The organism is Stenotrophomonas mori, from assembly GCF_023556335.1.
GTDB lineage: Bacteria > Pseudomonadota > Gammaproteobacteria > Xanthomonadales > Xanthomonadaceae > Stenotrophomonas > Stenotrophomonas mori.
In genome coordinates this window covers 688,805-709,392 of sequence record NZ_JAIKTS010000001.1, presented here as the reverse complement: position 1 = coordinate 709,392, position 20,588 = coordinate 688,805, and the positions used below count along the sequence as shown (strand labels likewise).

Here is a 20,588-nt window from a genome sequence, read left to right as displayed (position 1 = left end):
CGGCCGACGGCGGCAGCCGTCGCCGGGCAGCGTCCCGGCCGGCTACAGCGCGTCCGGTAGCGGCGCCGTGGCCGGCGCCCGTGAGCGGCCCGGGCAGCGGGGCACCGCCGCAACAGGCGGCCGCGGCCGCCGCCGGTATCAGCCTGCCCCGGCCAGCCAGCGCCGCGCCATGCGCTGCAACGAGGCGTCCGCCTGCGGATCGGCGGCGATGGTGTCGACCGCGCGCCAGGCCAGGTCGAGCGATTCTTCGCTCACCACGAAGCCCTCCTCCGTGCCAGCGGCCACCACGTAGCGGACGTCGTAATGCCAATGCCCCGGCACCGTCCCGCGCGCCGGGATCCAATGCCGGTCCAGGTCGAAGATGCCGCCCGCCTGCAGCCGCAGTCCGGCCAGGCCCGACTCCTCCTCCGCCTCGCGCAGCGCCACCCGCGGCAGGTCGCGGTCGCCATCGGCATGGCCGCCCAGCTGCAGCCAGCGGCCGAGCTTGCGGTGGTGGGTCAGCAGCACCCGGGCGCCGTCCGCACTCACCAGCCAGGCGCTGGCGGTGAAGTGGCCGTCCAGCCGCGCGCGCGAGAACGGATCCTCGCCCGGCGCGTCCAGCAGCGCCAGGAACTCGTCGGCCAGCGGTGCGTGCGCCGGCATGCGCCGCGCGTAGTCCTCCAGCGCGGTGCGCAGGTCCCGATGCTCTCGCCCCATGACTGCCGGCACCTCCGCCACATTCGATCCGGTGTCCATTATCGCCTTCCCATGCTGCACATGCGCTTGTCGGTTTCCGCCACGTTTGGCAAGGTAGGCCGTTGCCAGCAGTTCAGCCAGCATCGTCCGTCCGCGCCCCCGCGGATGCGTGCAACATCCCCCCGGCCTGGAAAAAAACGCATGCTCAAAACACTGTTGAGGGTCAAACCGGTCGCTCCGGCCGCCCACGTGGACGCCGGCGAACCGGTGGAAGGCCGCCTGCAGGGCGAAGCCACGCTCAAGCGCACCCTCACAGCCAGGCACCTCATCCTGCTCGGCATCGGCGCGGTGATCGGCGCCGGCATCTTCGTGCTCACCGGCCAGGCCGCGGCCAATCATGCCGGCCCGGCGGTGATGCTGTCGTTCGTGTTCGCCGGCCTCGCCTGTGCGCTGGCCGGGCTGTGCTACGCCGAGTTCGCGGCGATGATGCCGGTCTCCGGCAGCGCCTATTCGTATTCCTACGCCACCCTCGGCGAGGGCATGGCCTGGTTCATCGGCTGGTGCCTGGTGCTGGAGTACCTGTTCGCCTCGGCATCGGTGGCGGTGGGCTGGTCGGCCTACCTGATCAGCTTCCTCACCACGACCCTGAACGTCCCGTTCCCGGATGCGCTGAGTGCCGCGCCGCTGGCCTGGACCGGCAGCGAGTTCGTCGCCTCCGGCAAGTTGTTCAACCTGCCCGCGGTACTGATCGTGGCGGCCATCAGCGGCCTGCTCTACATCGGCGTGACCCAGTCCACCTTCGTCAACGCGGTGATCGTCGCGATCAAGATCACCGTGATCTGCCTGTTCGTCGGCTTCGGCATCCACTACATCGACCCGGGCAACTGGCAACCGTTCATCCCGGAGAACACCGGCACCTTCGGCCAGTTCGGCTGGAGCGGGGTGTTCCGCGCCGCCACCATCGTGTTCTTCGCCTACATCGGCTTCGACGCGGTCTCCACCGCCGCCGGCGAAACCAAGGACCCGCAGAAGAACATGCCGATCGGCCTGCTCGGCTCGCTGGCGATCTGCACCCTCGTGTACATCGTGGTGTGCGCGGTGCTGACCGGGCTGATGCCCTACAACCTGCTGGGTACCGACAAGCCGGTCGCCACCGCCCTGGAACCGTATGCCAGCCTGTCCTGGCTGAAGACCGCGGTCGAGATCGGCGCCATCGCCGGCCTGTCCTCGGTGATCCTGGTGATGATGATGGGCCAGTCGCGCATCGCCTACACCATCTCCCGCGACGGGCTGCTGCCGAAGGTGTTCGGCAAGGTCCACCCGCGTTTCCGCACGCCCTACGTCAGCACCGTGATGGTCGGCGTGCTCGCCGCGGCGCTGGCCGGGCTGATCCCGCTCAACGTGCTGGGCGAGCTGGTGTCGATGGGCACCCTGCTGGCCTTCGCCACCGTCTGCATCGGCGTGCTGGTGCTGCGCCATACCCGGCCGCAGATGCCGCGCCCGTTCAAGGTCCCGCTGCCGTGGCTGCTCTGCCCGCTGGGCGCGCTGGCCTGCCTGGCGCTGTTCCTGCAGGCCTTCGTGGTGCACTGGCACCTGTTCGTCGGCTGGACCGTGCTCGGCCTGCTGATCTACCTGGGCTACGGCATCCGCCACAGCCACCTGAACCAGAACGTCTGATTCCCTCCGGCCGGCGCCCGCGCCGGCCGTTCCCCCCTGCACGTCCGACGAGCGAAAACGCAACATGTTCAAGCAACTGTGGGCCACCAAACATCCGCATGCCGCCCATGAAGAGGCCGACGGCCTGAGCCTGCGCCGCACCCTGGGGCCCTGGGGCCTGACCGCGCTGGGCATCGGCGCGGTCATCGGCGGCGGCATCTTCGTCATCACCGGCCAGGCCGCGGCGCACCACGCCGGCCCGGCGATCATCCTGTCCTTCGTCCTGGCCGCGGTGTGCTGCGCGTTCTGCGCCATGGCCTACGCCGAGTTCGCGGCGATGGTGCCGGTCTCCGGCAGCGCCTACACCTATACCTATGCCACCTTCGGCGAGCTGTCGGCCTGGTTCATCGGCTGGATGCTGGTGCTGGAGTACGGCGTCTCGGCCTCGGCGGTGGCGGTGAGCTGGACCGGCTACTTCCTGAGCCTGCTCAGCCATTTCGACATCCACCTGCCGGCCGCGCTGGTCAACGCGCCGCTGGACGAGAAGCTGCGCCCGACCGGCGCCATCGCCAACCTGCCGGCGGCCGGCCTGGTCCTGCTGCTGACCTGGCTGTGCTACGTGGGCATCCGCAAGTCCTCGGCGATGAACATGGCCATGGTCATCCTCAAGACCGGGCTGATCCTGCTGGTGATCTTCGCCGGCTGGAAGTACGTGGACCCGGCCAACTGGACCCCCTTCATCCCCGCCAACGAAGGCCCCGGCAAGTACGGCTTCGAGGGCGTGCTGCGCGGTGCGGCGATGGTGTTCTTCGCCTACATCGGCTTCGAGGCGGTCTCGGTGGCCGCGCAGGAGTCGCACAAGCCGCAGCGCGACATGCCCATCGGCATGCTGCTTTCGCTGGTGGTGTGCACCGTGCTGTACATCGCCATGGCGGCGGTGATGACCGGCCTGATTCCCTACCAGCTGCTGGGCACCGCCGAGCCGGTGGTGACCGCCGTGGCCGCGCACCCGCAGCTGGGCTGGCTGCGGGTGATCGTCGAGATCGGCGCGCTGATCGGCCTGTCCTCGGTGGTGCTGGTGATGATCATCGGCCAGCCGCGCATCTTCATGATCATGGGCCGCGACGGCCTGCTGCCGCCGGTGTTCACGCGCATTCATCCCAAGTACCGCACGCCGCACATCAACACCGTGATCACCGGCATCGGCATCGCCCTGCTGGCGGCGCTGTTCCCGCTGGACATCCTCGGCGAGCTGACCTCGATGGGCACGCTGATCGCCTTCGCCGCGGTCTGTGCCGGCGTGCTGGTGCTGCGCCGCACCCACCCGGAGCTGCCGCGGCCGTTCCGCATGCCGGCGGCCTGGCTGCTGTGCAGCCTCGGCGTGCTCAGCTGCGCCGCCCTGCTCACCGCGATGACCCTGCACAACTGGATGCTGATGGGCCTGTGGACGGTGACCGGCTTCATCATCTACTTCTGCTACGGCCACCGCCACAGCAAGCTGCGGTCGTCCAACAAGCAGGGCTGAGAACGTAGAATGGGGGCATGAACGCCCCCACTGCCCCCTACGATGCCCAGCAGCTGAGCGAACTGGCCCGGCTGCTGATCGAGAACGTCCGCGAACTGGCCCAGGCCGGCTGGACCCCGGCCACCAGCAGCAACTTCTCGCACCGCCTCGGCCGCGACCTGGCGGCGATCACCGTGTCCGGCAAGGACAAGGGGCGGCTGGTCGAGGACGACATCATGGTCGTGGACTTCCACGGCCAGGCCGTCGGACGGCCGCTGCGCCCCTCCGCCGAGACCCGGCTGCACACCCAGATCTACGCCCGCTTTCCCGAGATCGGCTGCGTCCTGCACACGCATTCGCCGGTGCAGACCATCGCCTCGCGCCTGTACGCCGGCGACGGCCGCATCCGCCTGGAAGGCTACGAGCTGCTCAAAGCCCTGCACGGCAACACCACCCACGACACCGCCGTGGACCTGGAGGTGTTCCCCAACACCCAGGACATGGGCGTGCTGTCCGCCCAGGTCGAGGCCGCGCTGGACAAGGCGCCGATGTGGGGCTACCTGATCGACGGCCATGGCCTGTATGCCTGGGGCCGCGACATGGCCGAAGCCCGCCGCCACCTGGAAGCCTTCGAGTTCCTGCTGCACTGCGAACTGGAGCTTCGGCGCCTGCGCGCCTGACCCCTCCGGCGCCGCCGGACGACGGCCGCCGCCCCCCTTCCCCAACGACACGTTCAAGCCGACGCCATGAGCCGACTGCGCATCTTCAACGACACCGATCCCGCCACGCCGCTGCTGGACAGCCGCGACGGCGGGGTCATCGCCGCCGAGCTGGAGAAGATCGGCGTCACCTTCGAACGCTGGCAGGCCCGCCACCCGGTCGCCCCCGGTGCCAGCCAGGAAGAAGTCTTCGCCGCCTACCGCGAGGACATCGACCGCCTGGTCGCCGCCCACGGCTTCAAGAGCGTGGACGTGGCCTCGATCGCCCCGGACAACCCGAACCGCGCCGAGATCCGCACCAAGTTCCTCGACGAGCACTACCACAAGGAAGACGAAGTGCGCTTCTTCGTCGCCGGGTCCGGCCTGTTCACGCTGCACGTGGACGGCAGGGTCTATGAGGTGGAGTGCGTGAAGGACGACCTGATCGCGGTGCCCGACGGCACCACCCACTGGTTCGACATGGGCGCCGAACCGAGCTTCGTCGCGATCCGCTTCTTCACCGAGCCGGACGGCTGGGTCGGCCATTTCACCGGCACCGACATCGCGCAGAAGTTTCCCCGCTACGACCCGGACGCACGCTGAGCCGCGGCCCGGAGCCGGGCCGCCGCCGGCCGGCGGCCCTGCAGCCGCAGCCGGCCCCCGCCCGCCTGACGGCGGAACGCAATGACCAAGGTACCGCCATGACCATCCGCGCCATCCTCACCGATATCGAGGGCACCACTTCCAGCATCTCCTTCGTCAAGCAGGTGCTGTTCCCCTACGCCCGCGCGGCGCTGCCCGCCTTCGTGCGTACGCAGGGCCAGGCACCGGAGGTACGCCGCTGGCTGGATGCGGTGGCCACCGAGATCGCGGCGGGCGCCTGCCAGGACGAGGTCATCGTCGAGACGCTGCAGGGCTGGATCGACCAGGACCGCAAGCACACCGCGCTCAAGGCGCTGCAGGGCATGCTCTGGGATGCCGGCTACCGCAACGGCGACTACACCGCGCACCTGTACCCGGAGGTGGCCGGCGTGCTGCAGGCCTGGCATGCCGCGGGCATCCCGCTGTACGTGTATTCCTCCGGCTCAGTAGCTGCGCAGAAGCTGTTCTTCGGTTTCAGCGACGCCGGCGACCTGAACGGACTGTTCGCCGGAAACTTCGATACCGAGATCGGCGGCAAGCGCGAGGCCGCCAGCTACGCGCGCATCGCCACGGCCATCGGCACCGCCGCGGAGGGCATCCTGTTCCTGTCCGACGTGGTCGAGGAACTGGATGCCGCGCGCGAGGCCGGCCTGCGCACCGTGCTGCTCGACCGCCGCGACGACTACCCCGTTCCGCGCACCGGCGAAGCCACGCACGATCATGCCCGCGTGGAGGATTTCACCCAGATCGTGCTCTGAAGGCCGCGCGCCGGTGCCGTGGACCGGGCTCCGGCATCGATGTGCAGGCCGAGACGGTGGTCCCGGCGGGCGGCCGCTCAGCGTCGCTGGCGCCGCGAGGGTGGCTGCGCGGACGGCCGCGCGCGGTCGTCGCGACGGAGCACCAGGACATCGATGCTCGCCGGAACGCCCAGGCGGGCGCTGAACCCGTCCCATTGCCCGGCCCCCGGGCTGACATACAGGGTCATCGCGCCGACCCGGTAGTCGCCGCGCACATAGCCGTCGTTGAACGGCGCCACCAGCCAGCGGTCCATGCCGAGGATGTGCCCGCCATGGGTATGCCCGGACACCTGCAGCGTGACCGCGCCGCTGGCCGCCGCCTCCCCGGCCAGCTTCGGCTGATGCGCCAGCAGCAGGTGGAAATCGCTGCCCCGTGCCTGCCGCGCCACCGCCGGGATGTCCGGCGCGATGCCGCCCCGGGCCAGGCCGCCGCGATGGAACGCCGGGTCGCCGACCCCGGACACCGCCAGCGTGCGGCCCTTGATGTCCAGCGTCGCCGTCTGGTTCTCCAGCACACCGAGCCCCATCTGCCGGAAGTGCGCCATCCACGCCGCGTAGTCGCTGTAGTACTCGTGGTTGCCCGGCGCGAGCCACACGCCGTGCGGCGCCTGCAGTGCGGCCAGGGCGGCGACATTGACGGCGTTGCCCGCCACCGGCCCATCCACCATGTCGCCCGGCAGCACGATCAGGTCGGGCTTCGCCGCAAGCACGTCATCGACGATGCGCTGCGTGCGCCATGCCCCCTTGACCGGGCTGGCATGGATATCGGCCAGCACCGCCACGCGCAGGCCGTCCAGTTCCGGCGGCAGGGTCTGCAGCGCCAATTCGCGCTCCCGCACCTGCGGCGGCTTCAGGCCGTTGGCCACGCCCACCGTGGCCAGCAGCACGCTCGCCATGGCAATGGCCCGCGCCAGCCCCATGCCATGCAGGAACGCGCGCCAACGCGCCCCGCTCCCCAGCAGGCGCAACGGCAGCCACAGTGCGTCGCGCAGCAGCACCATCGGCAGCATCAGCACGAACACCGCCAGCAGCCAGCCGAACAGCAGCTGCACCCAGGCGCCGGCCACATCGCCGAAGACATCCAGCCGCCACACCCCCCCCCAACAACGGCAGCACCAGGCCCGAGGCCAGGGTGATGCCGGCATGCCAGCGGCGCTGGCCGCGCGCGGAAGCGGTCGCCGGCCACCACAGCCAGAACGCGAGCAGCAGGGGAATCAGCAGTACCAGTACGATCATCGACATGCACCACGGCAGCGGCGAGCGCCCCGCCGGAAGAGAACGAACAGAGGGCCGCTACTCTCGCATGCCGCCCGTGTAGCGCCGGGCAACGCCTGGCCGAGAATGCCGATATGCGCCAGCGGGGCATGGCCCCGCACAGAGGCGGCGTTGTCTCCCTGCCGCCAGGCCGTGCCCGGCGGGCCTGACCGGTGACGCGCCAGCGGGGCGTGGCCCCGCTCTACAGAAGGAGCGTTGCCTCCTTGTAGCGCCGGGCCATGCCCGGCGGGGTCTGCCCGGCCGGCCCGGGAGGGGCAATGCTCGGCGTTACGGGGCCTTGCCGGTGATCCAGCCGTCGATCTTCCCGTCCAGCACGTCCAGCGGCACCGAGCCGTCCTTCAACACTTCGGCGTGGAACTCGCGGATGTCGAACCGGTCGCCCAGTTTCTGCTCGGCACGCCGGCGCAGTTCCTGGATCTTCAGTTCGCCGGTCTTGTACGCCAGTGCCTGGCCGGGCCAGGCGATGTAGCGCTCGGCCTCGGCGATGGCGTCCGGTTCGCTGACCGAGGAATTGGCGAACATGTAGTCCAGCACCTGCTGGCGGGTCCAGCCCTTGGCGTGCAGGCCGGTGTCCACCACCAGCCGCACCGCGCGCCACAGCTCGCCCTGCAGCCGGCCGAAGTAGCTGTAGGGGTCGGTATAGACGCCCAGCTCCTTGCCCAGGCTCTCCGCGTACAGGCCCCAGCCCTCGATGAAGGCGGTCTGCCCACCGAAACGGCGGAACGCCGGTACGCCCTGCAGTTCCTGCTGCAGCGCGATCTGGAAGTGGTGGCCCGGGATCGCCTCGTGCAGGAACAGGTCCTCGGCGTCCCAGGTCTTGCGGGTCGGCAGGTCGTAGGTGTTGACGTAGAAGATGCCCGGCCGGCTGCCGTCCTCGCTGGGCGACATGTATTCGCCGCCGGCCGCCGCCTGCGCGCGGAACGCCTCGATCGGGCGGATCTCGAATCCGGCCTTCGGGGTCAGCGAGAACAACTTCGGCACGTTGGCCTCGATCGTCGCTTCCAGCCCGCGGTAGTGCTCCAGCAGCGCCGGCTCGGAGGGGAACTCGAACTGCTTGTCGTCCTGCATGAAGGTGAAGAACGCCTGCAGCGAGCCCTTGAAGCCGACCTGCTCCATCACCGTGCGCATCTCGCCCTGGATGCGCGCCACTTCCTCCAGGCCGATCGCGTGGATCTGCTCGGGGGTCTGCGCGGTGGTGGTGCTCTCCCTGGCATTGAAGGCATACCAGGCCTTGCCGTCGGGCAGCGCATCCAGGCCGACGGTGTCGCGGGTCGCCGGCAGGTATTCGTTGGCGATGAAGTCACGCTGCTTGCGGATCGCCGGCAGCAGCTGGTCGACGATCAGCGTGCGGTAGGCCGCGGTCAGGCGCTGCCTGTCGGCCTGCGGGAAGTCCTCGGGCATCGCCTTGATCGGCCCCCAGAACGGGCTGTCTTCGGTCTGCTTGGCCGCCAGGATCTCGTCGAACTGCGGGACCACCTTCTCCATCAGCACGCGCGGCTGCACCACGCCGGCCTTGATGCCCTCGCGCATGTTGCCGATCTCGGTATCCAGCAGCACCGGAATGCGCGAGGCGCGCGCCAGCCAGTTGTCGTAGTCGGCCACGGTCTTGAACGGCTGCGCCACCTGGCCCGAGCCCAGCATCACCGCATAGCTCACGGTCGAGCCCATCTGGTTGACCGGCAGCATCCAGTCGGGGAACTTCTCGCCCTCCAGCGCCTGTTTCTGCTCCTCGACGAAGATGCGGTAGCTGAGCAGGCCCTGGCCGCTCAGGCCGGCGTCGCCGAGCGCTTCCACCTTGTCGAGCCACTCGCGGGTGAAGGCCCGGCGCTGCGCGCGGAACTTGGCCGAGCCGACGTCGGGCAACTGGTCGTTGTAGCGGTTGTCGCCCTGGAAGGTGGCCTGCAGCGGATTTAGCTTGAGCACGCCCTCCCAGTAGTCGGCATAGAGCCGGTCAAGCTGCGCGGCCTTGTCGGCCTGCGGCGCCTGCCCGGCATGCGCGCCGTCTGCCGGCGGCGACGACGGCGAGCAGGCGGCCAGCGCGGCGGCCAGGGAAAGGGAAACGGACAGGGCCAGGGGGCGGAGCGTCATCGGGGATCCATCGCATGCAATGAGGCCGCCAGCGTCCGCGCAGCGCTGGGGCCGGCGAAAGGGCCAAAGGTCATTGCCGTGCCGGCATCGCGGCCTGGCCGGCAAACCGGCATAATCCGCGCCCACCCGGCGCCCGCCCCCGGCAGGCCCGCCGTCCCCTTTCCCCGCCCGCCCGGCGGCACCTCCCGGTGCCCGCGAGCGCGCCTTCCAGCTCCACTCCGAATGACGACGTCCCGCCGCCCCCTGGGGTTCTGGTCCGCCACCGCCCTGGTGGTGGGCAGCATGATCGGCTCCGGCACCTTCCTGTTGCCGGCCACACTTGCCCCCTATGGCGCGGCCAGCCTGATCGGTTGGGGGGTGACCCTGTGCGGTGCACTGCTGCTGGCGCTCACGTTCGCGCGGCTGGCGCGGCGCTGGCCGCAGACCGGCGGCCCCTATGTCTTCGCGCGCAACGCGTTTGGCGAGCTGCCGGGCTTCATGGTGGCGTGGAGCTACTGGATCTCCATGTGGTGCGCCATCGCCGCGATCGCGGTGGCGTTCGCCGGCAGCGTCGGCGCCATTTTCCCGGCACTGACCGCCACGCCGCTGCGCGCGGCCGGCTGCAGCCTGGCCGCGCTGTGGCTGTGCGCCGCGGTGAACCTGGCCGGCCTGCGCGAGGCCGGCCGCATGCAGTTGCTGACCACGGTGCTCAAGGTGGTGCCATTGCTGCTGTTCGGCCTGGTCGCGCTGTGGTTCGTGGATGCCGGGCACTACCGGCCGTTCAATCCCAGCGGGCAACCCTTGGGCGGTGTCGCCGCCGCCACCGTGGCACTGACGCTGTGGGCCATGATCGGGCTCGAGGCGGCCACGGTGCCGGCCGAGTCGGTGCAGGATGCACCGCGGACCGTGGCCCGGGCCACGGTCGCCGGCACCGCCATCGCCGGCATCGCCACCGTGCTGGCCTGCACGGTCGTGCTCGGCCTGCTGCCGGCCGAGACCCTGGCGCGCTCCAGCGCCCCCATGGCCGATGCCGCGGCCGCGCTGTGGGGCCCGGCCGCCGGGGTGCTGCTGGCGCTGGTGATGGCGGTGTCCTGCGTGGGCGCGCTCAACGGCTGGACCCTGCTGGCCGCACAGCTGCCGCTGGCCGCGGCCCGCGACGGGGTACTGCCGCGCGCCTTCGCGCGCGAGAACCGGCGCGGCGCGCCGGCCTTCGGCATCCTTGTCAGCGGCGTGCTGGCATCGGTCCTGGTGATCAGCAACTACCACCGTTCGCTGGTGGACCTGTTCACCTTCTCGGTGCTGCTGTCCACCGCCGCCACCCTGCTGCCCTACCTTGCCGGAGCGGCCGCCTGGCTGTGGCGCGGCAGCGGCGGTGCTTCGCGGCTGGCCGCCGCCGGCGCGCTGGCCTTCAGCCTGTATGCGCTGGGCGGCATCGGTGCCGAAGCGTTGCTGTGGGGCGCCGGCCTGGTGGTGGCGGGCCTGCCGGTCTACTTCCGGCAGCGGCGGAAATGAGGCCGCCGGGCCGTCCCGCGGCTCCGTTTCCGGTCATGGCAGGCCATGCCGGCGATGCACGGCATGGACCGCGATAGGATCGTCATGTCCGCTTCTTCCCTGCATCGATGATGCCCGTCACCCGCACGGCCACCCGTCTCGCCCGCCACGCACGAGCCATCGCGCTCGCCGGCGCGCTGGTCTGCGGCATCTGGCCGGCACTGGCCCGGACCCCGGACCTCCCGCCGTGGGAACCGACCACGCCGACGCTGGAAGGCGCGCAGCTGGCCCTGCTCGACGCGGCACTGGACCGGCTGCCGCCGCAGCGCCCGGGGGTGACCGATGTCTATGTGTTGGGCGTGGCCGGCGATGCCGACGAGGACGTGTTCCGCAACGAGGTCGCCTACCTGCGGCAGCTGTCGGCACAGCGCTGGGGGGCGGACGGGCGCATGCTGGCCCTGGCCAACCAGCCGGACACGCTCGACGCAGAGGGAGCGCTGCCGCTGGCCACCTATGACAGCCTCGGTTACGCGCTGGATGCCCTGGGGCGCACCCTGGACCCGCGCGAGGACGTGCTGTTCCTGTACCTGAGCAGCCATGGCCTGGAGGACAGCAGCGTCTACCTGCATACCGGTCCGGACGAGGAGGACTACCTCGCGCCGGAGGACCTCGCGCAGTTGCTGGACGACGCCGGGATCGGCAACGCGGTGATCGTGGTGTCGGCCTGCTATTCGGGGGGATTCGTGCCGGTGTTGAAGGCCCCCGACCGCATGGTCATCACCGCCGCGCGCAGGGACCGTCCGTCCTTCGGCTGCGGCAACACCGACAGCGCCACCTGGTTCGGCCGCGCCTTCCTGGTCGAGGCGCTGAATGCCACCAACGACTTCGCCGCCGCCTTCGCCATGGCCCGCGCCAGCGTGCGGCAGCGGGAAAGGCAGGAGGGCGAGCAGCCGTCGCACCCGCAGTTCTTCGCCGGCCGGGCGATCCTCCCGGTACTGGCACGCTGGCGCGCCGGGGTTCCCCCCGGCGCGCCCGTTCCCTACCCGTTCGCCTCCCCGCCGGACGCGCCGCCCTAGCCGGACCCGGCGTCGGGCTCAGGGCCGGGCATCCGCCAGGCGGTAGCGGGTGCTGGCCTGGTATACGCGGCCGTTGAGGGTGGTCCGCACCTCGACGGTGTGCTCGCCCACCGCCAGGCCCGTCGGCAGCGGTGCACGCCACAGGTGGGTGGAAGGCCGCGCCTCCGGCGAACGGTCGTAGCCGCGCAGGCTGTCGGCCTGGTCGTCGGCCATGTTCTCCGCCAGCAGCCGCGGATCGGGCTGTGCCACCCGCGTCATCGGCCGCCAGTCGCCCGCGTCCACGCGGAATTCCACCGGCAGGCCCTCGTAGCCCATGAACACGTTGGCGTACACGCCCCAGGCCGGGTAGGCGCCGCGGCGCAGCACCCGTGGCGCGTGCAGCGCCATCTGCAGGTCCTCGGAGGCGCGGGCGACGCGGTACTCGACGCTGTAACGCCCCTGCGGCCCGACATTGAGCAGGCCGTGGCCGTTGGGCGTGCCGTCGGACATGGTGGCGTCGGGAATCCCCTGCGCGTCCTTGACCCCGGACCAGAACGCACCACAGGCCGCGCCGACGTTGTACTCGTGCAGCGGCCGCGGGCCCTTCCAGCCCTGCGCCGCCTCCCAGAACACTTGGCTCTGGTTGTGGGTATGCCCGCTCAGGACCAGCGGATGCCGGACCCGCTCCAGCAGCGCGAACAGGCGCGCGCGGTCCTCGGCACGGAACCCCGGATCGAACAGGGGAATGTGCAGCCCCAGCACCACCAGCCGGTCGTCGGCGAGCGTGTCCAGGTAGGCCTCCAGGAAGTGGAACTGGTCCTCGCGCAGGCCACCGACATAGGCTGGCCTGCGCCCCGGGCGGGCGACCACATCGTCCAGGCCGATGAACACCATCGACGGTTCTTCCCAGGCATAGGTGTCCGGGCCGAGCTGGCGGTGGTAGCTGTCCAGCGAATCGGCATCGCTGGTCGCGCCCAGGTCCATGTCGTGGTTGCCCGGCACGTGCAGCCAGGGCACGCCGAGCGAGGTCACCACCTGCACCAGCTGCGGGTACAGCCCGGGATCGTCGCTGGTGATGTCGCCCAGGGTCATGCCCAGCCGCGCCGTGTGCCGGCCGCGCAGCGGTGCGACCAGGTCGCGCTCGAAGTAGTCCACGTCGACGGCGCTGGCGGTCTGGCTGTCGGCCATCACCAGCACCTGGAAATCGGCCGGTGCGTCGGGCTGCGGCGCCAGCGCGAACGGCCGGCAGTGCGCCTGTCCGGCCTCGCCCGCGCGCGGGCGCCAGATGTCCGGCAGGCCGTCGGCACGCGGCGGCGCACGGTACCGCGCCGGCTTGATGACGAAGACCGTGGACTGCGCCGACGCCGGCAGCCGGTAGCGGCCGTCGCGGCCGGTGAGGACGATGTGCTCGCCATCGGATACCTGGATGCCGGCCAGCGGGCCTTCGCCGGGATCCTGGCGGCCGTTGCCGTTGCGGTCCTCGAACACCGTGCCCTCCACGCAGGAGGCCGCGGCCGCGAACGGCAGGCCGGCCAGCAGCAGGCCGGCGGAAAGGAAAAAGCGCATGGAAGCCTCGTCGGGTGAACGGACAGGCCGGCATTATCGCGCCGGCCCGCGACAGCCGCATGGCAGCCGCCGTCCCGCTCAGTCCGCGGCGTTCTCCGCGGCATTCGCGTGGCGCTGCGCGAGCACCGCCACCGCATCGTCCAGCGACAGCCCGCGGGCGCGCAGCAGGACCAGCAGGTGGAACAGCAGGTCGGCGGCCTCGCCGAGCAGCTCGGCATCGCCCTGCACCGCGCCGGCCAGTGCCACCTCGACGCCCTCCTCGCCCACCTTCTGCGCGATGTGGCGGATGCCCTTCTCGAACAGTGCCGTGGTGTAGCTGTTGAGCGGGCGTTCGTGCTCGCGCCGCTTCACCAGCGCGTCCAGGCTGCCGAGGAACTGCGCCGGCGCGTCGCCGAAGCAGCTGGCGCTGCCGGTATGGCAGGTCGGCCCGTGCGGCCGGGCGGTCACCAGCAGGGTGTCGGCATCGCAGTCGCGGCGGACCGCGACCAGCTCCAGGTGATGGCCGGACGTCTCGCCCTTGGTCCACAGCCGCTGCTTGCTGCGGCTGAAGAAGGTGACCCGTCCCTGCGCCAGGGTGGCGTCCAGCGCGGCCCGGTCCATGTAGCCGAGCATCAGCACCCGCAGGCTGGCGGCGTCCTGCACCACGACCGGCATCAACCCGCCGACCTTGTCCCAGTCCAGCGTCGCCGGATCGCAGAGGGGTTCAATGGACATCGCGTACCTCGATCTGTCGTTCGCGCAGGAAGCGCTTGAGTTCCGGAATGGCGATGGCGCCGGAATGGAACACGCTGGCCGCCAATGCCCCGTCGACGTCGGCGTGATCGAACACGTCGGCGAAGTGCCGCGGCTCGCCGGCGCCGCCGGAGGCGATCAACGGCACGCTGCACAGCGCCCGCGCCTGCTGCAGCTGGGCGATGTCGTACCCCTTGCGCACGCCGTCGCTGTCCATGCAGTTGAGCACGATCTCGCCGGCACCGCGCTGCTGCGCCTCGCGCACCCAGTCCAGGGTGAGCCGGGCTTCGGCACGGGTACGCGACGGGTCACCGGTGTAGGAGCGCACCCGCCACTGCCCGTCCGGCTCGCGGATGGAGTCGATGCCCACCACCACACACTGCTGGCCGAACGCGTCGGCCAGCTCACCGATCAGCGCCGGGCGTTCCAGCGCGGGCGTGTTGATGGAGATCTTGTCGGCGCCGGCGTTGAGGATGCCGCGCGCGGTCTCCACGTCGCCGATGCCGCCGGCCACGCAGAACGGAATGTCGATCAGCCGCGCCACGCGTTCGATCCAGGCACGGTCCACCGAGCGTCCTTCGGGGCTGGCGGAGATGTCGTAGAACACCAGCTCGTCGGCCCCCTGGTCGCGGTAGCGCAGCGCCAGCTCGCAGATGTCGCCCATGTCGACGTGGTCGCGGAAACGCACGCCCTTCACCACGCGGCCCTCGCGCACGTCCAGGCAGGGGATGATCCTCCGGCTCAGCATGCCAGCGCCTCCTCCAGCCGCAGCCGGCCTTCCAGCAGCGCCTTGCCCAGCACCGCGCCGGCGCAGCCGGCGGCCTTGGCGGCCGCCACGTCGGCCACTCCGCGCACTCCGCCGGACGCCTGCACGGCCACGCCCGGCAAGGTCGCCACCAGGTGCGCGTACAAGTCGATGTTGGGTCCGGAGAGCATGCCGTCGCGAGCGATGTCGGTGCACAGCAGGTGCTTCATGCCCGCCCGCGCATAGCGGGCCGCCAGTTCGTCCAGGGTGGCGTCGGCGGTCTCGGTCCAGCCGTGCACCGGCAACCGCCAGACCCCGTCCTCGCCCTGGCGGGTATCCAGCGCGATGGTCAGCCGGTCGGCGCCGAACTCTTCCAGCCACGCCAGCACCTGTTCCGGCGCGCGCACCGCCAGCGAACCGACCACCACCCGGCCGGCGCCGGCATCGAGCAACCGCGCGACGTCGTCGCGGCTGCGCACGCCGCCGCCGGTCTGCACCTTCAGCGGCGTGTCCGAGGCGATCCGCGCCAGCAGCGGCGCCAGCGTATAGCCGCCGGCCTTGGCCGCGTCCAGGTCGACCAGGTGCATCCAGTCCGCGCCGGCCTCGGCGAAGGCCCGGGCCCGCGGCAGCGGGTCGTCGCCATAGACGGTCTGCTGGGCATAGTCGCCCTGCAGCAGGCGGACGACCTGGCCGTCGCGGATGTCCAGGGCGGGATAGACGATGAAGCTCATGGGTGTTCGATCTCGAGGAAGTTGCGCAGGAGGCGGTCGCCCGCGGTGGCCGAGCGTTCCGGATGGAACTGCGCCCCGCAGAGCGGGCCGCGCTGTACCATCGCGGCGAACAGGCCGCCGTGGTGGCAGGCGGCCACGGTGTCGGAGGTGACCGGCGCGGCATAGCTGTGGACGAAGTAGGCGCTGGCGCCGGCCGGGATCCCCTCCAGCAGCGGCGAGGGACGCAGGGCCAGGAGGCGGTTCCAGCCCATGTGCGGCACCCGTACGCCCAGCGCCGGGGTCAGCCGCCGCACCACCCCCGGCAGCAGCCCGAGGCACTCCACGCCGCCCTCTTCGGAACGTTCGAACAGCAGCTGCATGCCCAGGCAGATGCCCATCAGCGGCACCTGCAGCGCACGCAGCGGCTCCACCAGCGCCTGCGCGTGCAGCCGTCGCATGCCTTCGGCGGCGGCGCCGACCCCCGGCAGGATCACCCGCGCCACGCCCTCCAGGTCCGCGGGCGCGCGCACCATGCGCACCTGCGCGCCGCGGCGTTCCAGCGCATAGCGCACCGAGCCCAGGTTGGCGCCGCCGGCATCGACCAGGCCGACGCTGCTCACAGCGCGCCCTTGGTGGAGGGCAGTTCGCTGCCCTGGCGGGCGATCGCCTGGCGCAGGGTCCGCGCCAGCGCCTTGAAGCAGGCCTCGATCTTGTGGTGGTCGTTGTCGCCCTCGACCTTCAGGTTGAGGTTCAGGCCGCCGGCGTCGCACAGCGAGCGGAAGAAGTGCGGCACCAGCTCGGTCGGCATGTCGCCGACCCGCTCGCGCGCGAAACCGCCCTCGAAAACGAAGTACGGGCGGCCGCTGAAGTCCAGCGCGGCACTGGCCAGGGTCTCGTCCATCGGCAGGGTGAAGCCGTAGCGGCCGATGCCGCGCTTGTCGCCCAGCGCCTCGCGCAGCGCCTGGCCCAGTGCCAGGCCGGTGTCCTCGATGGTGTGGTGTTCGTCGATGTGCAGGTCGCCGCGGGCGTGGATCTCCAGTGCGAAGCCGCCGTGGCGGCCGATCTGGTCGAGCATGTGGTCGAAGAACGGCAGCCCGGTATCGATCCGGGCCGTGGCCACCCGGTCCAGGTCCACCGACACGCGGATCTGGGTCTCCTTGGTGTCGCGCTGCACGGTGGCGCGGCGGGGAGCGTCGGCCAGCTCGTGGGCGATGCCGTCCCAGTCCCATTCGCCGCCGAACTGCTCGCTGTGCAGCTGGAATCCGCGGATCTTCATGTTGTCGGCGAACTGGATGTCGGTAGGCCGGTCGCCGACCATCGCCGAGCGCGCCCAGTCGATGGAGCGGTCCTGCAGGTAGGACAGCATCATGCCGATGCCGGGCTTGCGGTTGGGGCTGTTGTCGGCCGGCCAGCTGGGATCGACCAGCACCTCGCGGAACACGATGCCCTGGCTGGCGAAGATCTGCAGCATCAGGTCGTTGGGGCCGTCGAAACTCGCCTGCGGGTAGCCCGGGCTGCCCAGCCCGTCCTGGTTGGAGACGATGACGAACTGGTAGCCGGCATCGCGCAGCTTGAGCATCGCCGGGATCACGTTGCGGACGAAGCGGATCTTCTCGTAGGCGTCGATCTGGAAGTCGGCCGGTTCCTCGATGAGGGTACCGTCGCGGTCGACGAACAGGATGGGGGTCATGCAGCAGGCTCCAGCGTGGCGAGCGCGTCCAGGACGCGCGCATTCTGTTCAGGGGTTCCCAGGGTGATGCGCAGCGCATCGTGCAGCAGCACCGCGGCGCGCTGGTCGCGCACCACCACGCCGGCCGCCAGCAGCCGGCCGAAGGCGGCCTCGGCATCGGCGAAGCGCACCAGCAGGAAGTTGGCGTCGGAGGCATACACCCGGCGCACGCCGGGCAGCGCCGCCAGCGCCGCGTGCAGGCGGGCGCGCTCGTGGCGCACCCATGCGATGCGTTCGCGTGTCCGGGCCAGCGCGGCCTCGCCCAGTCCCTCCAGGGCCAGCGCCGAGCACGGGGCCGGGATCGGGTACGGCGCCTGGCAACGGCGCAGCGCCGCGATCAGGCCGGCATCGGCGATCACGCAGCCGATGCGGGCGGCCGCCAGCGCATGCGCCTTGGACAGCGTGCGCAGCACGGCCAGGTTCTCGTGCTGCGCCAGCAGGCCCACCGCCGAGGGCACGTCGGCGAACTCGGCATAGGCCTCGTCCACCACCACCAGCGCCTGCCCGCGCAGCGCCGAAGCGACCTGGGCGACCTGGGCCAGTGGAAGGCTCAAGCCGCCGGGATTGGAGGGCGAACACAGGAACACCAGGCGGGCCCTGTGCTGCAGCGCGGTGGCGATGATGGCGTCGATGTCCGGCACCAGCCCGGCCTCGGTGTCGCGCAAGGGCACTTCCAGCGCCGGCGCGTTCTGCAGCCGCGCACTGACCGCATACATGCCGAACACCGGCGGGGTGTACAGCACGCCGTCGCGGCCGGGCACGCACAGGGCCCGCACCAGCAGGTCGATGGCCTCGTCGCTGCCGCGGCCGAGCAGCACCTGTTCCGGCGTACAGCCGTACAGCGCCGCCAGCCGCGCGCGCAGCGCCTGCGGCTGGGGGTCGGGATAGCGGCGGCAAGCCGCGTCGGCATCGGCCGGATTGGCCCAGGCCGATTCGTTGGCGTTGAGCCAGACCTCACCGGCCAGCGCCGTGCTGCGCGCCGACGAATAGCCGGCGAAGTCCCGCAGGTCCTCGCGCAGCAACTGCAGCACCCCGCTCATGGAGCAGCCTCCAGCCGCAGGGCGACCGCATTGGCATGCGCGTCCAGGCCTTCGGCCCGGGCCAGCACGATGGCGCACGGCCCGATCCCGGCGATGCCCTCGGCACTGGCCGACTGCACGCTGATCTGGCTCTGGAAACTGGCGACACTGACGCCGCTGTAGGCGCGCGCGGCACCGGCGGTCGGCAGCACGTGGTTGGTGCCCGAGCAGTAGTCCCCCAGGGCCTCCGGGGTATGGTCGCCAAGGAATACCGAGCCGGCCGCCTCGACCTGCTCCAGCCAGCGCTGCGGCTCGCGCAGTGCCAGGATCAGGTGCTCCGGCGCATAGCGGTTGGAGATGGCGAAGGCCTGCTCGATCGACGCCACCTTGAGCAGCAGCGACGCCTCCAGCGCCTGCCGCGCGATGGCCTGCCGCGGCAACCGCGCCAGCTGCGCCTCCACCTCGGCCTGCACCGCGGCGATCAGCGCGGCATCGTCGCTGAGCAGCAGCACCTGCGAATCCGGCCCGTGTTCGGCCTGGGACAGCAGGTCGGCGGCGACAAAGGCCGGCGTGGCACCGGCATCGGCGATCACCAGCACCTCCGAGGGCCCGGCGGGCATGTCGATCGCCGCCGCGCCGGCCTGCGCCACCTGCTGCTTGGCTTCGGTGACATAGCTGTTGCCCGGCCCGAACAGCTTGTCGCAGGACGGAACGCTGCCGGTGCCATGGGCCATGGCGGCGATCGCCTGCGCCCCGCCCAGCTTGAACACCCGGTGCACCCCGGTCAGGCGCGCGGCCACCAGCACCGCCGGATCGGCGCTGCCGTCACGGCGCGGCGGCGTGCACAGCACCACTTCGCGACAGCCGGCAAGCCGCGCCGGGACGCCCAGCATCAGCGCGGTCGACGGCAGCGGCGCACTGCCTGCCGGGACGTACAGCCCGACCCGGCCGATGCCGCGCACGATCTTGCCGCAGGTGACGCCGGGGGCGGTCTCCAGGGTGTACGGCTGCAGCATGCCGGCACGGTGGAAGGCGTCGATGCGCGTGACCGCCTGCTGCAGGGCGATGCGCAGTTCGGCGGGCACGGCACGCTCGGCGGCGGCGAACTCGGCCTCGCCCACCTCGAAGTGCTCCAGCACCACGCCGTCCAGGCGTCCGGTGATCTCGCGCAGGGCGGCATCGCCATCGCGGCGCACCTGCTCGATCAGCGCCGCCACGGAAGCGCGGGTCTGCGCGGCGACCGCCTGCACCGGTCGCGCCAGCGCGCGCGTGCGCGCGTCGGCATCGAGCGTGTTCCAGTCCAGGATGTTCATGCCAGCGACTTCTCCACCGCCAGCACCATCAGCTCCTGGGCGCCGGCACGTTCCAGTTCCTCCAGCCGCTGCCAGCTGAGCGCTCCGTTGCACATGGTCTGCAGGCGGACCGCGCCGCCTTCGGCCGGCAGCCGCAGCAGCGGCTCGGCGTCGGGCAGCAGCCGGGCCAGCGCGTCCACCCGCTCCTCGGCCGCCGAGAACATCAACAGCTTGCGGTCCTGCACCTTGCTCAGGCCGTCCAGGCGGCGCAGCAGCATCGCCATCAATCCGGCGCGCGCATCGTCCAGTGCGTGCACCGGCCCGGCCAGTACCGCCTCGCTGTCCAGCAGGGTCTGCACCGGCTTGAGCTGGTTGGCCGCCAGCGTGGCGCCGCTGGAGACCAGGTCGCAGATCAGGTCGGCGGTGCCCAGCTTCGGGGCGATCTCCACCGAGCCGGACAGCTCCACCACCTGCGCCTCCACGCCCTGCTCCTGCAGCCAGGCGGCCAGGATCGCCGGGTAGCTGGTGGCGATGCGCTTGCCCGCCAACTGCGCGGGGCCCTGCCAATCCCACTCGTCCGGGACCGCGAGCATCAGCCGGCACTGGCCGAAGCCCAGGCCGCGCAGCGGCTGGTAGGCATCGGCCAGGCCGGCGCGGCGGCGCGCCTTGGCCTGTTCGTCCAGCTCGTTGAGGCCGACCACGCCCAGGTCGCAGACCCCGTCGGCGATCAACCCCGGAATATCGTCGTCACGCACCAGCAGCAGGTCGACGGGGAGCGATTCGCCGAAGCAGAACAGCTTGTCGCGGCTTTGCCGCCAGCTCAGCCCGCAGGCGGCCAGCAGGCTGCGGGCGGGGTCGGCCAGGCGTCCGCTTTTCTGGATGGCGATGCGCAGCCGGTCACGGGCCGGCGCGGAGGAGGAAGCGCTCATGGTCGG

19 protein-coding genes are annotated in these 20,588 nt (G+C 71.2%); 7 read left to right on the top strand and 12 right to left on the bottom strand.

What is annotated here, in order from left to right; translation table 11 throughout:
* Positions 1–138 precede the first annotated feature (138 nt).
* A complete protein-coding gene (locus K5L01_RS03095) occupies positions 139–696 on the bottom strand; it encodes an NUDIX hydrolase (RefSeq protein ID WP_425603818.1) in 558 nt (185 codons plus the stop codon).
* Positions 697–876: 180 nt separating this feature from the next.
* On the opposite strand from K5L01_RS03095, the gene K5L01_RS03090 reads away from it, so the two are divergent.
* The 5 genes from K5L01_RS03090 to mtnC all read left to right on the top strand — a co-directional run bounded on the left by K5L01_RS03090 (position 877) and on the right by mtnC (position 5,933).
* Positions 877–2,352: an amino acid permease gene (locus K5L01_RS03090; protein ID WP_250061856.1), complete on the top strand. Its 1,476-nt coding sequence runs from the start codon at positions 877–879 to the stop codon at positions 2,350–2,352.
* A 64-nt stretch (positions 2,353–2,416) separates the two neighbouring features.
* The gene (locus tag K5L01_RS03085; RefSeq protein WP_250061854.1) at positions 2,417–3,856 is read left to right on the top strand and encodes an amino acid permease; all 1,440 of its coding nucleotides are present in this window, start codon (positions 2,417–2,419) and stop codon (positions 3,854–3,856) included.
* Between the two features lie 17 nt (positions 3,857–3,873).
* A complete protein-coding gene (locus tag K5L01_RS03080) occupies positions 3,874–4,515 on the top strand; it encodes a methylthioribulose 1-phosphate dehydratase (RefSeq protein ID WP_250061852.1) in 642 nt (213 codons plus the stop codon).
* 66 nt (positions 4,516–4,581) lie between these two features.
* On the top strand, positions 4,582–5,136 hold the full coding sequence (locus K5L01_RS03075) for a 1,2-dihydroxy-3-keto-5-methylthiopentene dioxygenase (protein ID WP_250061850.1): 555 nt from the start codon (positions 4,582–4,584) through the stop codon (positions 5,134–5,136).
* Between the two features lie 98 nt (positions 5,137–5,234).
* On the top strand, positions 5,235–5,933 hold the full coding sequence (gene mtnC / locus K5L01_RS03070) for an acireductone synthase (protein ID WP_250061848.1): 699 nt from the start codon (positions 5,235–5,237) through the stop codon (positions 5,931–5,933).
* Positions 5,934–6,010: 77 nt separating this feature from the next.
* Here mtnC and K5L01_RS03065 read toward each other — a convergent pair whose 3' ends face one another.
* Positions 6,011–7,066, bottom strand: coding sequence for a metallophosphoesterase (locus K5L01_RS03065; RefSeq protein WP_250061846.1), 1,056 nt, complete (start codon positions 7,064–7,066; stop codon positions 6,011–6,013).
* A 448-nt stretch (positions 7,067–7,514) separates the two neighbouring features.
* The gene (locus tag K5L01_RS03060; RefSeq protein WP_336254073.1) at positions 7,515–9,335 is read right to left on the bottom strand and encodes a DUF885 domain-containing protein; all 1,821 of its coding nucleotides are present in this window, start codon (positions 9,333–9,335) and stop codon (positions 7,515–7,517) included.
* A 222-nt stretch (positions 9,336–9,557) separates the two neighbouring features.
* Here K5L01_RS03060 and K5L01_RS03055 point away from each other — a divergent pair, with 222 nt between their 5' ends.
* Complete coding sequence (locus K5L01_RS03055) at positions 9,558–10,826, top strand: amino acid permease (protein ID WP_250061843.1); 1,269 nt, start codon at positions 9,558–9,560, stop codon at positions 10,824–10,826.
* A gap of 110 nt (positions 10,827–10,936) precedes the next feature.
* The gene (locus K5L01_RS03050; RefSeq protein WP_250061841.1) at positions 10,937–11,881 is read left to right on the top strand and encodes a C13 family peptidase; all 945 of its coding nucleotides are present in this window, start codon (positions 10,937–10,939) and stop codon (positions 11,879–11,881) included.
* Between the two features lie 18 nt (positions 11,882–11,899).
* Here the strand turns inward: K5L01_RS03050 and K5L01_RS03045 are convergent, their stop codons facing one another.
* The 9 genes from K5L01_RS03045 to hisG all read right to left on the bottom strand — a co-directional run bounded on the left by K5L01_RS03045 (position 11,900) and on the right by hisG (position 20,582).
* Positions 11,900–13,426, bottom strand: a complete 1,527-nt coding sequence (locus K5L01_RS03045) for a calcineurin-like phosphoesterase C-terminal domain-containing protein (RefSeq protein ID WP_250061839.1) — start codon at positions 13,424–13,426, stop codon at positions 11,900–11,902.
* Positions 13,427–13,504: 78 nt separating this feature from the next.
* Positions 13,505–14,140, bottom strand: coding sequence for a bifunctional phosphoribosyl-AMP cyclohydrolase/phosphoribosyl-ATP diphosphatase HisIE (gene hisIE, locus K5L01_RS03040; RefSeq protein ID WP_250061837.1), 636 nt, complete (start codon positions 14,138–14,140; stop codon positions 13,505–13,507).
* The gene (hisF, locus tag K5L01_RS03035; RefSeq protein ID WP_250061835.1) at positions 14,130–14,906 is read right to left on the bottom strand and encodes an imidazole glycerol phosphate synthase subunit HisF; all 777 of its coding nucleotides are present in this window, start codon (positions 14,904–14,906) and stop codon (positions 14,130–14,132) included. Before hisF ends, hisIE begins: the two co-directional genes overlap by 11 nt.
* Positions 14,900–15,634: a 1-(5-phosphoribosyl)-5-[(5-phosphoribosylamino)methylideneamino]imidazole-4-carboxamide isomerase gene (gene hisA / locus K5L01_RS03030; RefSeq protein WP_250061833.1), complete on the bottom strand. Its 735-nt coding sequence runs from the start codon at positions 15,632–15,634 to the stop codon at positions 14,900–14,902. The genes hisF and hisA overlap by 7 nt, the downstream gene beginning before the upstream one ends.
* Complete coding sequence (hisH, locus tag K5L01_RS03025) at positions 15,631–16,233, bottom strand: imidazole glycerol phosphate synthase subunit HisH (protein ID WP_250061830.1); 603 nt, start codon at positions 16,231–16,233, stop codon at positions 15,631–15,633. Before hisH ends, hisA begins: the two co-directional genes overlap by 4 nt.
* Positions 16,230–17,303 (bottom strand): bifunctional histidinol-phosphatase/imidazoleglycerol-phosphate dehydratase HisB, encoded by a 1,074-nt coding sequence (hisB, locus tag K5L01_RS03020; protein ID WP_250061828.1) that lies wholly within the window; start codon positions 17,301–17,303, stop codon positions 16,230–16,232. The genes hisH and hisB overlap by 4 nt, the downstream gene beginning before the upstream one ends.
* Positions 17,300–18,382, bottom strand: a complete 1,083-nt coding sequence (hisC, locus tag K5L01_RS03015; protein WP_250061826.1) for a histidinol-phosphate transaminase — start codon at positions 18,380–18,382, stop codon at positions 17,300–17,302. The genes hisB and hisC overlap by 4 nt, the downstream gene beginning before the upstream one ends.
* Positions 18,379–19,674, bottom strand: coding sequence for a histidinol dehydrogenase (gene hisD, locus K5L01_RS03010; protein ID WP_250061824.1), 1,296 nt, complete (start codon positions 19,672–19,674; stop codon positions 18,379–18,381). The genes hisC and hisD overlap by 4 nt, the downstream gene beginning before the upstream one ends.
* Positions 19,671–20,582, bottom strand: coding sequence for an ATP phosphoribosyltransferase (gene hisG, locus K5L01_RS03005; protein WP_250061822.1), 912 nt, complete (start codon positions 20,580–20,582; stop codon positions 19,671–19,673). The genes hisD and hisG overlap by 4 nt, the downstream gene beginning before the upstream one ends.
* Between the last annotated feature and the right edge of the window lie 6 nt (positions 20,583–20,588).